The sequence below is a fragment of the Ruminococcus flavefaciens genome (assembly GCF_900119075.1).
Taxonomy (GTDB): Bacteria; Bacillota; Clostridia; order Oscillospirales; family Ruminococcaceae; genus Ruminococcus; species Ruminococcus flavefaciens_Q.
Genome location: NZ_FPIP01000012.1, coordinates 14,373 through 32,109, shown reverse-complemented (window position 1 = coordinate 32,109; position 17,737 = coordinate 14,373). Strand labels below are relative to the sequence as shown.

The 17,737-nt window shown below is 48.6% G+C and carries 12 protein-coding genes; 4 read left to right on the top strand and 8 right to left on the bottom strand.

Annotated elements, in window-relative coordinates; translation table 11 throughout:
* Positions 1-41 precede the first annotated feature (41 nt).
* From BT105_RS14155 to BT105_RS14125, 7 genes are all read right to left on the bottom strand, one after another.
* Entirely contained in the window at positions 42-2,039 is a 1,998-nt protein-coding gene (locus BT105_RS14155; RefSeq protein WP_143186612.1) for a protein kinase domain-containing protein, read from the bottom strand.
* Between the two features lie 287 nt (positions 2,040-2,326).
* The gene (locus BT105_RS15340) at positions 2,327-4,642 is read right to left on the bottom strand and encodes an MAP7 domain-containing protein (protein ID WP_072301341.1); all 2,316 of its coding nucleotides are present in this window, start codon (positions 4,640-4,642) and stop codon (positions 2,327-2,329) included.
* Positions 4,643-4,675: 33 nt separating this feature from the next.
* Positions 4,676-5,923: a glutamate-5-semialdehyde dehydrogenase gene (locus BT105_RS14145; protein ID WP_028515388.1), complete on the bottom strand. Its 1,248-nt coding sequence runs from the start codon at positions 5,921-5,923 to the stop codon at positions 4,676-4,678.
* 30 nt (positions 5,924-5,953) lie between these two features.
* Positions 5,954-6,442, bottom strand: a complete 489-nt coding sequence (locus BT105_RS14140; protein ID WP_072301340.1) for a deoxycytidylate deaminase — start codon at positions 6,440-6,442, stop codon at positions 5,954-5,956.
* 16 nt (positions 6,443-6,458) lie between these two features.
* Positions 6,459-7,253 (bottom strand): glutamate 5-kinase, encoded by a 795-nt coding sequence (gene proB, locus BT105_RS14135; protein WP_028515389.1) that lies wholly within the window; start codon positions 7,251-7,253, stop codon positions 6,459-6,461.
* Between the two features lie 14 nt (positions 7,254-7,267).
* Positions 7,268-8,218 carry a D-2-hydroxyacid dehydrogenase gene (locus BT105_RS14130; protein ID WP_072301339.1) on the bottom strand — a complete coding sequence of 317 codons (951 nt, stop codon included), beginning with the start codon at positions 8,216-8,218 and terminating at the stop codon, positions 7,268-7,270.
* 3 nt (positions 8,219-8,221) lie between these two features.
* Positions 8,222-8,560 (bottom strand): hypothetical protein, encoded by a 339-nt coding sequence (locus BT105_RS14125; protein WP_072301338.1) that lies wholly within the window; start codon positions 8,558-8,560, stop codon positions 8,222-8,224.
* A 313-nt stretch (positions 8,561-8,873) separates the two neighbouring features.
* Between BT105_RS14125 and BT105_RS14120 the strand changes: the two genes are divergently transcribed.
* The 3 genes from BT105_RS14120 to BT105_RS14110 are packed head-to-tail and all read left to right on the top strand — an operon-like array spanning position 8,874 to position 12,350.
* Positions 8,874-9,557, top strand: a complete 684-nt coding sequence (locus BT105_RS14120; protein WP_072301337.1) for a response regulator transcription factor — start codon at positions 8,874-8,876, stop codon at positions 9,555-9,557.
* Positions 9,550-11,241, top strand: a complete 1,692-nt coding sequence (locus BT105_RS14115; protein WP_072301336.1) for a sensor histidine kinase — start codon at positions 9,550-9,552, stop codon at positions 11,239-11,241. Before BT105_RS14120 ends, BT105_RS14115 begins: the two co-directional genes overlap by 8 nt.
* Positions 11,238-12,350 carry a PP-loop family protein gene (locus BT105_RS14110; protein WP_072301335.1) on the top strand — a complete coding sequence of 371 codons (1,113 nt, stop codon included), beginning with the start codon at positions 11,238-11,240 and terminating at the stop codon, positions 12,348-12,350. The genes BT105_RS14115 and BT105_RS14110 overlap by 4 nt, the downstream gene beginning before the upstream one ends.
* Before the next feature lie 447 nt (positions 12,351-12,797).
* Here BT105_RS14110 and BT105_RS14105 read toward each other — a convergent pair whose 3' ends face one another.
* The gene (locus tag BT105_RS14105) at positions 12,798-15,107 is read right to left on the bottom strand and encodes a hypothetical protein (protein WP_072301334.1); all 2,310 of its coding nucleotides are present in this window, start codon (positions 15,105-15,107) and stop codon (positions 12,798-12,800) included.
* Between the two features lie 446 nt (positions 15,108-15,553).
* On the opposite strand from BT105_RS14105, the gene BT105_RS14100 reads away from it, so the two are divergent.
* Entirely contained in the window at positions 15,554-17,734 is a 2,181-nt protein-coding gene (locus BT105_RS14100; RefSeq protein ID WP_072301333.1) for a type 2 periplasmic-binding domain-containing protein, read from the top strand.
* The last annotated feature ends 3 nt before the right edge of the window (positions 17,735-17,737 follow it).

The following is a 17,737-nucleotide window of genomic DNA, read 5'->3' as shown; positions in this document are numbered from 1 at the left end:
AAAAAGCCCGAAAGCATATGCTTTCGGGCTTTGTTTCGTTATTATTCACCGTTGCCTTCGGCTGGCTGTTCAGCAGGCTGCTCAACAGGCGGCTCGGGCGGGTTAGTTACGGGTTCGGGCGGATTTGTTACTGGCTCAGGCGGTGCTGTAGGTGCCTGTGTTGTAGGCTGAGACGCCTGAGTTGTTACTGCTACAGTCGTTGTAAGTGCTTCTGTAGTAGCAGGTGCAGCTGTTGTCGGTGCAGCAGTGACTGTATTTGCAGAAACGTAGTAGACTGTGAGCTTCTTGCCGCTCTTGTTGTTGAAAGTCGAGTTAGGTGTAACGGTCTTGCCGTCAACCTGTAAGCCGACGATGGAATTTGCCTTGCCGTAGGAGTCCTTTGACTCTACGAACTGATAGTTATGGTCATGGATACCTGCCTTGTCAAGAGCGTTCTTGTACTGCTCCATGGTAAGTCCCTGATAATCGGGGATAGTAGCGGTTTCCTTGCCCTTGCTGACCTTTATCTTGATAACGTCGCCCTGTGCTATCTTTTCGCCGGCTTCAACGCTCTGCTCGAAGATAACATCGTTGTCGTAATCGTTGTTATACTCATAATCAGCGTCGAGAACGAAGTCTTCCTTGTATTTGTCCTTGGTAAGCGAATAGAACTGCTTGATCAGATTCGGCATTACGATGTTCTTTTCCTTTGTGGACTCCTTGTTGTCGTCCACGACCTTATCCGAAACTGACGATGAACGTCTGCTGCTGGACATGGTGGATTCCTGCTCGGGCGGAACAATGAGCTTATAGAAGATAACGCCCAGTATCATCATAATGGCGAGGAACAGGAGAGCAACGATTATCGGTACCTTTATCCTGTCCACGGTATTTATCTTTTCGTAGCTGTAGCTGTCATCGCGGCGTGGCTTCTTGTATACGGGAGCGCTGCGCTCGTGAATGACGTTCTGGGGATTTTCGTGCTGATATACAGGCTGCTGGGGAGCTTCGTGCAGTGCGGAAGCGGCTGTATTGCCTATACCGCTGCCCAGAAGAACAGTACTTGTATTGTCGAGAAACTCCTCATCGTCCTCGGCAGGCTGCTCAAAGAGCTTTGTTACCAGCTCGGTGATAGTCTGTATACGGTCTCTGCCGTTGAGATTCATGCCCTCCATGATAACTCTTGACACATGGCGCGGAATGCGTGAATCCAGCATATGAGGCTCGTGGAGGTCGTCGTGGTTCTGACGGCTCATAGAGTCAACAGGCATACAGCCTGTGAGAGCTCTGTAGAGGAGTGCGCAGACTCCGTAAACGTCAGTCCATGAACCCTGACGGCTGCTGCTGCTTGCGGAATACTGTTCGGGAGCAGCATAGCCCTTGAAGAGCTCATATTCAAGACCTGCATTTGCAGTTCTGACAGCAGAAACGCAGAAGCCGAAGAGCTTGAGCTCGCCCTTATCGGTGATGTAGACTGTATCGGGGCTGATAGCGCGGTGGATTATGCCTGCGTTATGGAGAATGCCGATGGTGGTGAACAGGGGAGGGAATATCTTGGAGACCTGCTCCCAGCTGAGCTCGCCTGCATTTTCCTTGAGGTAGTCCAGTATCTTAACGCCCTCGATGTATTCAAAAATGGTATATGTGGTGTTGTTCTCGGCGAACATATCCAGCACAGGCGGAATATTCGAGTTGTTGCGGAGTCTCGCAAGAGACTTGTTGAGCTCGGTATACTCAGCCATGAAAGCCTTGTACTTGGCAAGGTTATTGTAATTAACGCTGATTATCGCCTTATTCTTGACACGGGTGCAGAGGTTAATAGGCATATACTCTCTTATGAGCACCTTTTTGCCTGTTGTTGTATCAGCGCCGATATAGGTCGCACCCTCGCCGTTGTATTCCAGAAGAACACCGCAGAGGTATTTGCTATGGAGTATCGTACCTGGTGGGACATACATGGGGTTATGTTCATCTGTTTCCACGTATCCGCAGGACGGACAAACGTGCATAGACTCGTCATACTTTTCCATGCATCTGTTGCAAAATTTACTATCTCCCAAAGCAGTTCCTCCTCCTAAAAGTAGTCAATGCACAAAATAGGCATCATATCTATTTTAGCAAGAAAAACGGAAATTGTCAACTGTTTGGAGGCGAATAATTCGCGATACTGTGAATTTGTATTTTTTTTGTAATAATTTCACGGGAGATTTTTCTCATTTGTAATAATTTAGTGATTAGTGATTAGTGATTAGTGAGCAGCAAGGAAGCGACTACTACTCTCTGATTTCTAATTACTACTTATTAAAAAGAGTCATAAAGAAGATTTACTTCTTTATGACTCTTTTTCTTACAGATTACCGCTGTTTACTGAGAGTATCTTCATTGAGCTGTACTGGAACGTACCGTCCTCTTTTTCGATAAGCTTGTACTCAGCCTGCTTTGCAACGGTCTTTTCCATCCACTGCGGGAGCTCTGCGATATAGTCAACATTGAGAGTATACTCGTTTCCGTTCTTGGTTATGGACTTTATCTCGGGAGCGTAGGTATGTGTGATAGTCTTGACCTTAACGTTGTATGCGCCGTCGGAGTAGTAGAATCTGGACTCCACAGGACCAACGGTAGCGTGCTCAAATGCGGGAAGATTCTCGCCGAAGAGCTCTACTGCGTACTTTTCAACGTCAACATCGGGGATACTTACGGTATCAAGGGTGAGGTCGTACTTTGAGACCTTGCTGTCGTCCATGATTATAGACCATATTGTAGCGGTTATGACCTGCTCGGAGGTGAGCTGTGACGGATCGCTGAATGGCTCTATATCCATGATAGCGGCAGGGTATATCATCTGTGTGAAGCTGTCCTTCTTTACCTCGCCTGATGTGAAGCTTTTTGCGAAGCCGATACCCTTTGCGATAGTAGCTATGATACCGATTATTGCAAAGGCTGTGAGTACCACGCCAAGTACGGTATACAGGCGCTTTTTCTTGGGAGTGTCTGCGAATGTCTCTGCTTCGGAGCGCTCAACGTGCTCGCTTCTCTGAGCGATGAGCTCGGCAGGATCCTCGTCAAGTATCTTCTTGAATGTGGAGGGTTCTTTTTTTGCCTTTTCAGCAGGAGCTTCAGCCTTTTCGGGTTCTGCGGCTGTTTCCTCGGCAGTCTCCTCTATCTCGAACAAGCCATCGGTGCTGGTAGCTTCGTTGATAGCCTCCTCGTATTCGTCAACAGCAGGAGCCGATTCCTCGGGAGCAGCTTCTTCTGCGGCTTCGGGAGCTACAGCGCCCATCTGAGAGCGTCTCATATCAATGACCTGTCTCTGCTTGTCTGGAGAAAGAGCGTCAAAGCGCTCCTTGAGGTCGGGCGTAAGACCGTTGATGATGTCCTCGTCTGTGAGAACCAGTGGCTCAGCGGACCTTTGAGTATTTATATCGGCAATAGCTTCGGCAGCGTCCTCGCGGATATTGTCCAGCATACTGCCTACGGGATCGCTGTAATTATCGGGAGCAGCGTCCTCGGGATGATTTATAGCGGCGATAGCGGCGTCAATGAGGTCTGTAGCGGAAACTTCGCTGTCATTGTCCTCAAAGAGTCCCTCCTCGGGAGCTGTTTCAGCTGCGGTCTCGGGCTTTTCCTCGTCCTTGCCCTTGCTTTTGAGCTTCTTGAAGAAACCGCCTATCTTGCTGGTCTTTTCAGCTTCGGGAGCAGTTTCTTCCGCTGGCTCGGCAGGGGCTTCTGCTGCTTCGCCGAGAGCTTCTATTGCGGAATCCACTTCATTCTCGGCAGCGGAGGAATTAACGATTATCTCCTCTGCAAGAGAAACGGGAGCGCTTTTTTCTGCTTCTTCTGCAAGGCGGCGCATTTCCTCAGCCTGACGCTGTCTTTCAGCTTCTTCGGCAAGTCTGCGCTGCTCTTCTTCCTCAGCGAGACGAGCCTGTCTTGCCATTTCCTCAGCCTTGCGCTGCTTTTCAGCCTCTATCTGAGCGATACGGCGCTGTCTTTCGGCTTCTTCCTCAAGTCGTGCCTGCTCGGCAGCCTCTGCAAGTCTGCGCTGGCGCTCGGCTTCTTCAGCCTCGCGTGCCAGACGGCGCTGCTCAGCTTCTTCTGCAAGGCGCTGTCTCTCTGCGGCAGCCTCGGCAGCTCTGCGGGCTCTTTCAGCTGCTCTCTGCTCCTCGGCAGCGTTTTCGGCAGCTATCCTTGCCTGTCTTTCGCGTTCCTGTTCCTCGCGGCGGAGCGCTTCGTAGTCGGGCAGTTCGCCTGTTATAACTATCTTCTTTTTCTTGACGGGCTTTGGCAGCTCCTCAGTCATGGGAACTGTGTCGAACACCCTTGTTACCTCGGCAGAAGCCTCGGTATGCATCACCTCGTCGATGATGTTGGGGACCTCCTCGGGCTCTGCTTCGGAAACAGGCTCGGGGACAGGTATATCCTGTGACGGCGGAGCAAATTCCCATACAGCAGGGGGCGTGTCATCGTGGACAACAGGCTGTTCATCTATATGGTGCTTTTCCTCCTCGAGAGCGTGGAGCAGGTCATCGACGGACATATCGTCGAATTTGCTTTTTCTTGCAGCTCTCGGAGTATTATGGCTTCTTGCAGGAGTGCTTCCGCTGCTTCCGCCGCCGTCCATAAGGCTGTTGAGCATATCGTCAAGATCTTTTCTAATAGCCATTTCGACCTCCAAAAATCAAATAAAATGCTGTATTTATCTTATCTGACCGTTACCGTTTATCAGATATTTTACTGTAGTAAGTTCTGTAAGCCCCATAGGACCTCTTGCGTGGAGCTTCTGTGTAGAAATGCCTATTTCTGCTCCGAAGCCGAATTCACCGCCGTCGGTAAAGCGTGTAGAAGCGTTGACGTAAACTGCCGCAGCGTCTACCTGCTTCTGGAATTTCTGAGCGCTTTCCAGTGAGCTTGTAACTATGCACTCGGAATGACGGGTGCTGTATTTTCTTATATGAGCTATAGCCTCGTCGATATCGTCAACGACCTTTATTGCTATGATGAAATCGTTGAACTCTGTAGCGTACTCGGTCTCTGTAGCCTTTTCAACGGAATCGCCGAGGATAGCGATAGTTCTGTCACAGCCGTAGATCTTCACATCGTGCTTCTTGAAGCGCTCTGCTATCATTGGCAGGAACTTGTCCGCGATATCCTTGTGAACGAGAAGGCTCTCGATAGCGTTGCATACGGACGGACGCTGAGTCTTGGCGTTGTCGGTTATCTCCACAGCCATATCGAGGTCTGCGGAGGCGTCAACGTAAACGTGACAGTTGCCTGCGCCTGTCTCGATAACAGGTACGGTAGCGTTCTTGACTACAGCCTGTATGAGGTTAGCGCTTCCTCTTGGGATAATAACGTCAACGTAGCCGTTGAGACGCATGAGCTCTGTGGTAGTCTCGCGGTCTGTCTTTTCGATGACCTGTATCATATCAGCAGGGAGCCCAGCCTCCTCGATAGCCTTGCGCATGATGTTTCCGAGGCAGATATTGGAGTTTATAGCCTCCTTGCCGCCCTTTAATATGACCACATTGCCTGCCTTTAAGCAGAGAGCAGCTGCGTCAACTGTAACATTTGGGCGTGACTCGAAGATGATACCTATAACTCCGAGTGGTACTCTTGTCTTGATAATCTGCAAGCCGTTGGGACGGTTTCCGCCGCCTATTATCTCGCCGATAGGATCAGCAAGAGCGATAAGCTCGTCAACGCCCTTGGCAATGCCCTCGATACGCTTTTCGTCAAGCTTGAGTCTGTCCTGCTTGGCTTCAGTCATGCCGTTAGCCTTTGCGTTGGCGATATCCTTGGCGTTCTCGGCTATGATGAGCTCCTTGTTTGCAAGGAGAGCCTTTGATATAGCTGCGAGAGCGTTATTTTTAAGTGAAGTTGAAGCGCTTGCCGCAGCTGCCTCGGCAGCCTTGGCTCTTTTGCCCAGTTCCTCTGTATAACTCATATTTACACCTCTTGTATGTAGATTTTTGTATCATTCAGTCTTGAACCATTCCAGTTCGGCTGCGGGAATTACCGTATAATCGCCTGCTTTGCCGCTCTGTCTGAGGTAAACGTTCCTTATCCCTGCCTGTATGATGTGTCTTGCGCACAGTGGACAGGGCTTTGCTTTGTGTACAGAGCCGTCCTCAGGATTTACGCCTGTAAGGTAAAGGTCTGCACCAACGGTCTGCTCACGTGAGCAGTTCAGCAGGGCGTTTGCCTCTGCATGGACAGCCTTGCACATGGCATAGCCGTCGCCCTGATGCATATCAAGGGGTATCCTCGGACATTCGCCCGTATCACAGCAGTTCTCCATACCTCTCGGCGAGCCATTGTAGCCAGTGGCTATAACAGCGTCGTTTTTTACTATAACAGCGCCGTATTTTCGCTTTAAACAAGTGCTCCTGTAGGCGAATACCTCGGCGCAGTTAAGATAAGTGTCGATTTTTGAAACGCGCTCTGAGCCCTTTGATATTACCATGGTAAACCTCTGTTGCTTAGTATTGCGACTTGAAAAGAGTACCTATCTCCTTGTCCTCAAAGAGGTCGTAGAGCTTTTCGGGGTCTCTTCCGTTCATTATTATCATGTCGATGCCTGCGTTTGTAGCTATCTTAGCGGCGTTTATCTTTGTGGACATACCGCCTGTGCCCAGACTTGTACCTGCGCCGCCTGCCATAGCCTCTATCTCGGGAGTTATCTTCTCAACGAGAGGTATTGGCTTTGCGTCGGGATTTTCACGGGGATCGCCGTCGTAGAGAGCGTCGATGTCGGAGAGTATCAGAAGCAGGTCAGCTCCCGAAAGCTCTGCGACCAGAGCGGAAAGTGAGTCGTTCTCGCCAATTTCAAGCTCCAGCTCATCTATAGCAATGGTATCGTTTTCGTTGACTATGGGGATAACGTCCATGCCTACCAGCGATTCTACGGTAGTGCGGAAGTTCTCGCAGTGGCTTGGATTGTTGATTATTGCCTTTGTGAGCAGTATCTGCGCCACGGTAACGCTGTATTTAGCGAACATATCGTCGTAAACGTGCATGAGCTCGCACTGACCGATAGCGGCTACAGCCTGCTTGGTCTTGGTATCCTTTGGCTTTTCGGGAAGTCCCAGCTTTCCTGCGCCCAGACCTACAGCTCCAGAGGATACCATGATTATCTCACGTCCCGAGTTGTGGAGGTCGGAAATAACGCGGACCAGATTGGTCATGCGGCGTATATTGAGCTTGCCCGTCTTGTGGGCGAGGGTAGATGTGCCCAGCTTTATGACGATACGCTGTTTTTCGGATATATTTCTCATAGTTCTGACTTCTTTCAGTTGACTTTGTTTTTCGGTGAGCCGTTCTGCCAAGCCCTGATGTTATCGCATACGATATCCACAAGGCGCTGTCTTGTCTCCAGCGGAGCCCATGCGGTGTGAGGAGTGATAACGCAGTTTTTTGCGCCCTTTAACGGCGTATCGGGAGACATCGGCTCCTTTACCAACACGTCAAGGTATGCGGCGGCTATCTTTCCGCTGTTGAGAGCTTCTGCAAGGTCTGCCTCGTTCACTACTCCGCCGCGTGATGTATTCACCAGCATAGCAGAGGACTTCATATGTGAGAAAAGCTCCTTGTTGATGATGCCTGCGGTCTTGTCCGTGAGAGGGCAGTGGAATGTGAGAACATCGGCTTTTTCTGCGGCTGTGAAAAGGTCAGTGACCTCGTATGGGCAGTCCTTTGGCTGAGTTCTTGTGCTTACCACGATGTTCATGCCGAATGCCGAGCCTATCTCGGCTACTTTTCTGCCGATAGAGCCGAAACCCACTATGGAGAGAGTCTTGCCTGCAAGCTCCGAGGTGGGGACGGGGAAGTAAGAGAACGCAGGAGAGCGCTCCCATTCGCCGTTTTTTACGGCAGTATCATAGTCTCTTACACGGCTGAAGCGGTCGAGTATGTATGCGAAGGTCTGCTGAGCTACGGCGTTTGTGGAATACTGACCTGCATTGCAGACAGCTATGCCCTTCTGTGCGGCATAGTCTATATCCACGTTATTGAATCCTGTAGCGAAAAGACCTACATATTTTATGTTTGGGCAGGCGTCCATTACTTCCTTGGTAATGAGCACCTTGTTGCAGAGGACTATGTCTGCGTCGCCGATATTAGCGGCAGTCTCCTCGGGCTTGGTGAGGGGGATTATCTTCACGTCGCCCAGCTCTTCAAGCTGAGTGGTGGGGATATCGCCGCTGATATTTACGGTATACCAGTCGAGAACAGCTATTTTCACGGCTTATTTCTCCTCGCTTTTCTTAGCGTCAGCAGCTTCCTCAGCCTTTTTCGGCTTGCAGATGAAAGTGGATATCAGTGCTGCGAGAATGAGAATGAACTCGATGAGTCCGACAGCGTAGAAAAGGGTTTTATTGTCGGATATCCAGAGAGCAAGGGAAATAGGCGGAGCGATAGCGAAAATGAGCTGGAAAGGTCTTTTCTGCGTTGCGAATCTGTAAGCAAAGAAAATGACCGATATGATAGCAAGTGCGATATGCATAGAAAAACCGAATGGGAATATTGAGGGGTGCTCAGCGTCGGATATCTGTGCAATAGAATCAAGCATATTTAAAAGGTTCATGATTACTCCGTTCTTCCGTCCGAAAAAGCGCCTTGGCGCAGGGCGGATATATTAAAAGTTGCATAAGTCTGCACATTACAGTATAACACAAACGGCTGAAAAATTCAACTATTCTTTTAAAAAATACACAAAAATTTTATGGCGCACAGTCTCAGATTTTCGGCTGTTTTTAACATAGGGGTTGAATTTGCCGAACTTATCACGTATAATATTATTTAGTAGGGGCGGATATTATCCGCCCGTTTAGGGAACGCCTTCACTTGCAAGGCGTTCCCTGCACTATTCACTTATAACTTGACCGAAAGGAAAATTTATGATATATATGCTTGAAGATGAACATGGTATCCGCGATTTCGTGCTGTATGCCCTGAGAAACAGCGGCATGGAGGCAGAGGGCTTCGAGACGCCCGGCGCTCTCCGCGAGGCTATGGCAAGACAGCTCCCCGAGCTGCTGCTCCTTGACAGAATGCTGCCCGAGGAGGACGGTCTGACGGTGCTTAAAAAGCTCCGCAGCGCTCCCGAAACAAGGAAGCTCCCTGTGATAATGCTGACCGCAAAGGACACCGAGCTTGACAAGGTAGAGGGGCTTGACAGCGGTGCCGACGACTACATCGCCAAGCCCTTTGGCATGAGGGAGCTTATGTCCCGTATAAAGGCGCTTCTGCGCCGCACGGCTGATATCCCCTCGGAGAGCGAAAAGCTGGAGCTTGCGGGACTGTGTATCTATCCCTCGAAGCATGAGGTGTTTGCCGACGGCGAAAAGGTCTCCCTCACCCTCAAGGAGTACGATATGCTGCTGCTTCTGGTCAAGAACAAGGGGGAGGTCTTCTCCCGTGACAGGCTTCTCCGCGAGATATGGGGCTACGACTTCTCAGGCGAGAGCCGTACCGTTGACGTTCATATAAGGACTCTCCGCTCAAAGCTGGGGAGCTGCGGCGAACTGATACAGACTATCCGCGGCGTGGGCTACAAGGCAGGTGACGAGAGCAGTGACTAAGAAAATATTCCTGAGTATCGTGTCTATCTGCGGTATATCCGTAATAGCGGTAATGCTGCTCATTACTGTGCTGATGAACAACAAGACTGCGGAGCTGGCTGCGGAGCAGGTAGGAAATGAGGCGCGGCTCATAGCTTCTGCCGTGGAAAAGGGCGGCAGCGATTATCTCTTAGATACCGAATTTTCCGAGAATATCCGCGTGACATGGATAGACAGCGGCGGTACGGTAAAATTTGACACCGACAAGGACGCCGATTCCCTTGAAAACCATGCCGACCGTGAGGAGATAGCGCAGGCTCTTCAAACAGGAGAGGGCAGCTCATCACGCTACTCCGAGACAATAATGAAAAAGACCGTGAACCACGCAGTAAGGCTCAGCGACGGTTCTGTTATCAGAGTTTCGGGAGCCCACAGCTCATTTACCGCGCAGTTTTTAAAGCTTATAAATCCAATACTGCTTATCCTTGCGGCAGCTGCGCTGTTCTCGGCGCTTTCCGCAAGTGCTGTTTCACGCAATATCGTCAAGCCTATCAACGATATAGACCTTGAACATCCCGACGCGCAGAAGAACTACAAGGAGCTGGCGCCCCTGCTGGAAAAGCTGCGTACTCAGAATCACAAGGTCAGCCGACAAATGGACGAGATACAGAGCAGGCGAGAGCAGTTCAGCCTTATGACCGAGAGCATGAGCGAGGGACTCATAATCGCAGATCCCAAGCTCATGGTGCTTGCCTGCAATACAGCGGCGCTGAAGCTTCTGGGCACAGGCAGCTTCACCATGGGACAGAGCATTTACGCTCTCAATAACTCCGATATTTTCCGCCGCTGCCTGCTGAACGCACTGGGCGGCAGGCGCTCCGAGTGCATACTTAGAACAGGCGGCGGTCAGCGCGAGGTCATCGCCAGCCCTGCAAACAGCATAGACATGGTCTGCGGACTGGTGGTATTCATCATGGACGTTACCGAAAAGCAGGAGCTTGAGACCATGCGCCGCGAGTTTACCTCAAATGTATCCCATGAGCTGAAAACTCCGCTGACTACTATCTACGGCACGGCGGATATGCTTGCAAGCGGTATGGTTCAGCCTGAGGACGTTGTGCAGTTCGGCGGCAATATCCGCGGCGAAGCAGAAAGGCTCATCAACCTTATCAACGATATCATCTCCCTGTCCAAGCTTGACGAGGACTCCGCTCCCCATGAGAATGAGAGCGTTGAGCTCTATTCACTGGCAGAGGAAGTGATTGGACGTCTGAAGCTCAGCGCCGAGGAAAAGGGCGTGGCTGTTTCACTCACAGGGGAGAAGGTCTCACTTATGGGCAGCAGGACTATCCTCAGCGAGGTGATGTACAATCTCTGCGACAACGGCATAAAGTACAACGTCAGCGGCGGAAAGCTGGACGTGAAGATTTCCCACGCGCCAAAGCGTGCTATAATCACCGTCAGCGATACCGGTATCGGTATACCAAAGCAGCATATCGGGCGTATCTTCGAACGTTTCTACCGCGTTGACAAGAGCCGCTCACGTAAGATAAAGGGCACAGGTCTGGGACTTTCCATTGTAAAGCACGGCGTTATGTACCACAACGGCACTGTTCATGTGGACAGCGAATCGGGCAAGGGAACTACATTTACCATTGAGCTGCCCATTGAGAAGAAAAACAACGAACAAGGAGAAAATATATGAGCAGGACTATTACTGCCGCAGAGCTGAAAGACTTCGGGGACGCAATGCTTGTGGATATCCGCGACAGCTCCGCCTTTGAGTACGGACATATCAGCGGAGCTGTGAATATTCCGCAGGAGCAGGTGCTTACAGCGGAGCTTCCCCGTGACAGGAAAATAATCATATACTGCAAGGGCGGCATCATCAGCGGCGATATCGCCGAACAGCTCTGCGACAAGGGCTATGACGCCTATGAGCTGGCAGGGGGCTATGTGGAATGGCTCCGCGGCAAAATGGAGCAGCGCGACGTCACAGAAGCGGTGGAGCTGAGCCTGCGTAAGAAGTTCAAGAAGTCCATATGGTGCAAGTTCACCAAGGCTATAAACGAGTATGAGCTGGTACAGCCAAATGATAAAATAGCTGTCTGTATCTCAGGCGGTAAGGACTCAATGCTCATGGCAAAGCTCTTTCAGGAGCTGAAACGCCATGACAAGTTTCCGTTCGAGGTGGTGTTCCTTGTTATGGATCCGGGCTACAGTCCCGAGAACCGCCGTGTTATAGAGGAAAACGCCCGTTCAATGTCTATACCAGTTCATATTTTCGAGTCGGATATCTTTGATTCGGTATACAATATCGAGAAGAATCCCTGCTACATATGCGCGAGAATGAGGAGGGGCTACCTCTACAGTCACGCAAAGGCGCTGGGCTGCAACAAGATAGCTCTGGGACATCATTTTGACGACGTTATCGAGACAATCCTCATGGGTATGCTCTACGGCGGACAGGTACAGACCATGATGCCGAAGCTCCACAGCACCAACTTTGAGGGCATGGAACTGATAAGACCGCTGTATCTTGTACGCGAGGCTGAGATAAAGCACTGGCGTGACTACAACGACCTGCATTTCATACAGTGCGCCTGCAAGTTCACTGATACCTGCACTACCTGCGAGCCCGACAGCCGTTCCGTGTCAAAGCGTCTGGAGATAAAGAACCTCATCGCTGAGCTGAAAAAGGTGAATCCGCAGGTGGAGAAGAATATCTTCCGAAGCGTGGAAAATGTCAATGTGAATACGGTCATAGCTTATAAGGATAACGAGGGAGTTCACCGTTTCACCGATAGATATTGAGCCTGTAGGGGCGGATATTATCCGCCCCTGCAAATTCTAATTGCTATGCACTAATCACTACTCAATAATTACAGAAAACACCCGAAAGCATAACCGCAACACTTATATAGAAGCTTACAGTTAATTATGGGGGAAACCTTTCTGAGGAAAGGTTCCTCTGACAGAGGCGCGCCCCTCTGTCACTGCGTGACATCTCCCCGCACTGCGGGGAGTCACCCCCATACCCCTTTCCAAAGACTTTTATCTGGTTTTTTCGCAGATAGGGCGCTCCTTAAATAAAAAAAGACCTGCAAAAATGCAGGTGCGCCCTATCTGTGAAAAAACAAAACTAAAGTTTTAGGGAGAGAGTTTGAGAGAAGCCCCTTTTTCAAAAGGGGTTCTCTCAATAATAATTATAAAACTTCTATATGAGTATCATGGTTAAGCTTTCGGGTGTTTTTGTCATATTTACTGCCAGAATATCAGCAGGTCTTCCGCTCTGTCAAGGAACTGCGGACAGTGTCTGATAAGACCGCCGTCGCCTATATCCAGACAAAGCGCCAGCGTGAATATTATAGTTGCCGCCATGGAAACACCTGCAAGGATATATCTGCCCTTGTTTTCGTGAGGCTTATCACAGCCGCGGAATATTCCCAGCATGGTCACAAGGAACAGCATAGGTGTGAAATCAAATAAATAATGGGTAACTATGCCGCCCAGCGACATATCCAGCCATGCTGTTATAAATGATACCGCAAGGCATATCCAGACAAGCTGACGTCTGTTTTTGTCTGACTGCTCCTTTGACTTCTTTCCGAAGGCATAGGGCAGCATGAATGCTCCGAACATGATTACAGGATACATGAGAACTCCGCAGCCTGAGGATATATAGGTATATGCCGTGTAATTCTCCATATATACGGGAGCTGTCTCAATAAACGGGAAAGAGGTTCTCAGTCTCGGCGGATGAACGAAATAGTGTATTATAGTATCGGGGATACGTGCCAGCGAGAGCTTGTTTGCTCCTGCATTGCTGATAGTCAGCTGGTATATCGCACCGAACTGGAATGGCGAATCAAAACGTGCCGCATTGTATTTCATGATAATTACAGCGCCAATTGCAAGGGGAACTAAAAAGCTTGCCGCAAGGGACAGTCTCCACGGGAGCTTTTCGTTCTTATCAAATAGAACTCGCCAGAAATAGGGAATGAGCACAGCCGCACAAAGGGCTATAGTAGGTCTTGAAGCTGCGCAGAGGGCTAAGGCTGCACCGCTTATGAACAGCAGGAGCGGCTTTAGCTTCTTGTTTTTTGCGTTCAGCGCGGTCATTCCTGAAGCAAGGCACAGCATGATGTAGCACAGTCCTGTTACCGAGGGCAGGGTGTATCTGTCTATGCAGTTTCCCGAGAACCATATGCCTATGGTCGCTGCCGCAGTAGGCATGAGCAGCAGTAAAAGCAGCAGATTCGGCTTGACTTTCAGAAGCTTTATTGCCGAAAGGATAGTCAGGCACATGAAAAGCAGTCCCATTACCATAAAGAAATTGTTAGCCGAAGCCATAGTGGGAATGCCGCCTGTGAGCTTATAATAGGGATAATAGAAGGTCACAACGGGAGCAGCTCCGAAATAGCAGTAATAATGTCCCTTATAGTAGGCGTAATCCCAGAGGAAACTGACTCCCTTGTCGGCTCTTTCGCTGTCGTCGTAGGTATTATCGAGAGTCTCCAGCGCAGGATCGGCTTTAACGTCGAGATATACCTGTCCTTTTATGAAAGCCTTCAAAGTCGCCGCATATGGATCGTCCAGGTAGTCGGCTTCGGGAGAATATTCACGTATAGTCTGGTCGGGAACGCTGAAAAAATAGCCCGTAAACACTACAAGCAGCATCATTGCCGCAACAGCGATGATATGCGAGTTCTTTCTGCTGTCATAGGTGACCTCGTAGAACCTGTATACCTTTATTGCGATAAGTATCAGTGCTGCTGCAAGCAGTACGAAGAATCGTGTATTGGAGAAAGCGTAGGCAGGCTTGCTCAGGACTCGGATATTGCGGATAATGAGCTTTTTGTCCACGCCGTCAAAGCTTATGATGATACTGCGGAGCTTTCCGTATGGCTTGAAGCTCATGGAAAGCTTTGTATCACAGCAGCTTACGCGCTTGTGCTGGAGCGTATACTCTCGGGAGGAAAGGTTGTCGTCAGTGATACTGAGCTTTATATCAACGGGGGAGATGTCCTTTTCGCCGTCAAGCTCCATTTCGATATCGTTTATATTGTCGGGCAGGTCGGTTAAGATAAGCTTTGTGTAGCCTGTCAGGCTGAGCTCATCTTCGTTTTCGGTCTCACCTGAGCCCGATATCTCTATATCATAAGGTGAGACAGGCTCGTTTACGTATATTGTTCCGAAGCACTTTCCGTTGAATATGAAGACCTCGGCGGCAATGAATATCAAAGCCCATACAGCGCCTCTTTTCAGAAGCTTTGCTGTTTTTTCGCCTGCATAACGGTCGGCTGTCATAGCCGAGAAAGTCAGCAGGCTTACGGCTGTCACAGCAGCAGCGGAAAGACCGCTTTCGCCGTTTATCATATTTGCGGAGGCTACGGCGCAGAGCAGAATAAATACGCAGATGAGCACACAGACTGCACCAACAAGTTTTTTTCGGAATTTTCCCGCAGTTTCAGCGATTTTTTTATCGCCTGCGAATTTCTTCCCGAGAACAGCGTCAGCACCAAATGCTGCGCAGAAGCATATCATCGGGATAACAGCAGATAAAAGCATATTAAGAAGCTCTCCTTTTGAAGATTATAGTGTATCTATTAATTAGACGAATAAAAATGCGAAAACTCTCACCTTTTTTGAAAAAAATTTTTGTACGGCAAAAATTTTGGTAATCAGCGGCAGGCAGGAGCATTATATCTTTTATATTATACGATGATATGGGCAGACAAATCAAGGGGAAAATATTTAGGACTGCATTATTGTGCCTAATTTCGTCAGGTTGTACATAATTTTTCATTGAATAAAAAAGCGGCTTAAAATATTTATAAGCAGAGCTTAGAGATAAAATAGAGAAAAATAGAGATTAATTAGAGATAAATTAGAGGACAATTAGAGGTTGAAATGATATTATATGTATGGTGAGATAAGAGGAAAAGGAATTGTATCTCACGAGATAAGAATTAATAAGGATATGTATACAAAAGACAGAAGGAGAGGTAATCAAAATGAAAAGAACTTTAAAGGCAGCAGCTTTATTCAGTGCATTGATGACGTTCAGCTCACTTTCGGGCTGCAGTGACGAAGAACAGCAGCAGGCTGTTAAATTATCAAAGGGAGGATATGTTGAATCGGTAATGGAAGTCGGTTCAGATGTATTCTCATTGTCTGAGCTTGAGCTCATTGACAACAAGCTGACAACATTTGACAGTATGTTCTGCAATGAATATGTTATCCCCAATGATGGCTCAGATGTGGAAACGAGCGTTAATCAGACGATGAAAAAAATCGAACCCTCAGACGGTTACATGACTTTGCTTGCAAGCTCGGAAAACGGTTATTTTATCAGCAGGACCAGCGGTGCAAGCTTTGAAACCGAGTATCTGCTCCTGTCTTCCGAGGGTGAAGAAAAAAAGCTTGATATTGATGATTTTATAGCCCATGCCGAGTATTCGGAAAGCGGAAGACTTTTCATGGTAGGCGGAGAAAATCTTTGCGAGGTGGCTGAAAACGGCTCTGTTAAGCCGCTGATGACAGTTGGCGAGAACGTTATCAATATGGACGTGATAGGCGACAACGTTATCGTCATCGACGAAAAGGGCGTTCATTTCTATGATATCAAGAACGATAAGGAAGCGGAAGCTCCCAAGGCTCTGAGCGATTTCCTTGCTGAATATGTCAACAAGGCAGGCAGCGAGGAGGTGCGCATCGATATGTGCAAGGCTCCTAACGACAGCATCTGCATAGCTTGCTCTGACGGTATATACAAGTATATCCTCAACGGCAACAATGTCGAGCAGATAGTTGACGGAGTTTCATGCAGCCTCGGTAATCCTTCGCTCAAGCTTTCATCTATTTATTGCTGTGACGACGAGAGCATGGTAGTTGCTTTTGACGAGGGAACTATTTCGAGATTTTCCTATGATCCAGAAATGGAGAATGACAAAGCTGTTGTGCTTAAGGTATACGCTCTCGAAAAGGACGAGGTGCTTTCACAGCTTATCAACGGATATGCTTCACAGAACAGAGATGTAAAGATCGATTTTCAGATCGGAATGAAGGACGGCACCACTTACGAGGACGCTATGAAGGACTTTACGACACAGGTCCTCTCAGGAAATGCTCCCGACCTTATAATGCTTGACGGAATGGATATCGATAACTATATCGACAAGAATATGCTCTGTGATCTTTCTTCGTTTGAAAGTGAATGGAACAAGGACGGAAAGCTTCTTGACAATATCGTAAAGTGGAACAAGAAGGGCGATAAGGTCTATAATGTAGCCTGCAAATTCACCATTCCTGCTATAGGTGCTGATTCCGACGACCTCAAAAAGCTCAACAGCCTTGAGAATATTGCAGGATTTATCAAGGATAACAGAAAGCAGTATGACGATCGTTTTCCGCTCATGTATTTTGAAAAGCCCGAGCAGCTTGTAAAAACAGCTCTTATTTATGAGAGCGGGGATATTTTCGGCAGCGGAAAGATCGACAGCGATAAGCTTGAGAAGTTCTTCGGCAGCTGCTATGACATCAATAAATACAACGAAAAGGAAGGCGAGTATGTTTCTTACGGCTATGACGGCAATGAAATGTCATTTGTTGACAGATTATTCAATGTCATAAGAGAGGATCACACAGTTGCCGTCGGTACAGTCAACACCTTCAACTATGACCTTAATATTCTTGAGTCCCTTAACGGCTTGACTCCCGAAAACAACGCTGATTACAAGTTCGGCACAGGCAGGAACGGCAAGGTATTTGTTCCTAAGTGCAACCTCGGTATCATCGAGGCAGGCAAGAATCATGAGGAAGCAGAAAAGTTCATCGCCTATGCTCTCGGCGCAGAGCCCCAGAAGCTTGCGGAGGAAAGCGGATTCTCTGTAAATACTGACGCACTCAGCTGGTTCTACAAAAAGAATGAAAATGATATCAACAATTTCTACGGCTATGACCTGACATCTTTAGATGAGAGCAAGACCTTTGTTTTTGACATCAAGTGGATAACAAACAAGCAGGCAAAGGAATTCGACGAGTTTATCCGTACACTTGATACTCCATTCGCTGTAGACAAGGCAACAGAGCAGATAATCGTAAACAATGGTATAGAGTGCATGAATGATTCTGTAAGCATTTCTGTGGCTGCTTCAAAGACAGTGAGCCAGCTGGAGCTGAAAATGAAAGAGTAATTT

Bases quoted from the DNA above. Each gene is read 5' to 3' on its own strand.
- BT105_RS14100 (WP_072301333.1), top strand. From the start codon at position 15,554: ATGAAAAGAACTTTAAAGGCAGCAGCTTTATTCAGTGCATTGATGACG.
- BT105_RS14140 (WP_072301340.1), bottom strand. From the start codon at position 6,442: ATGGTAATATCAAAGGGCTCAGAGCGCGTTTCAAAAATCGACACTTAT.
- BT105_RS15340 (WP_072301341.1), bottom strand. From the start codon at position 4,642: ATGGCTATTAGAAAAGATCTTGACGATATGCTCAACAGCCTTATGGAC.
- BT105_RS14105 (WP_072301334.1), bottom strand. From the start codon at position 15,107: ATGCTTTTATCTGCTGTTATCCCGATGATATGCTTCTGCGCAGCATTT.
- BT105_RS14125 (WP_072301338.1), bottom strand. From the start codon at position 8,560: ATGAACCTTTTAAATATGCTTGATTCTATTGCACAGATATCCGACGCT.
- BT105_RS14120 (WP_072301337.1), top strand. From the start codon at position 8,874: ATGATATATATGCTTGAAGATGAACATGGTATCCGCGATTTCGTGCTG.
- BT105_RS14110 (WP_072301335.1), top strand. From the start codon at position 11,238: ATGAGCAGGACTATTACTGCCGCAGAGCTGAAAGACTTCGGGGACGCA.
- BT105_RS14145 (WP_028515388.1), bottom strand. From the start codon at position 5,923: ATGAGTTATACAGAGGAACTGGGCAAAAGAGCCAAGGCTGCCGAGGCA.
- proB (WP_028515389.1), bottom strand. From the start codon at position 7,253: ATGAGAAATATATCCGAAAAACAGCGTATCGTCATAAAGCTGGGCACA.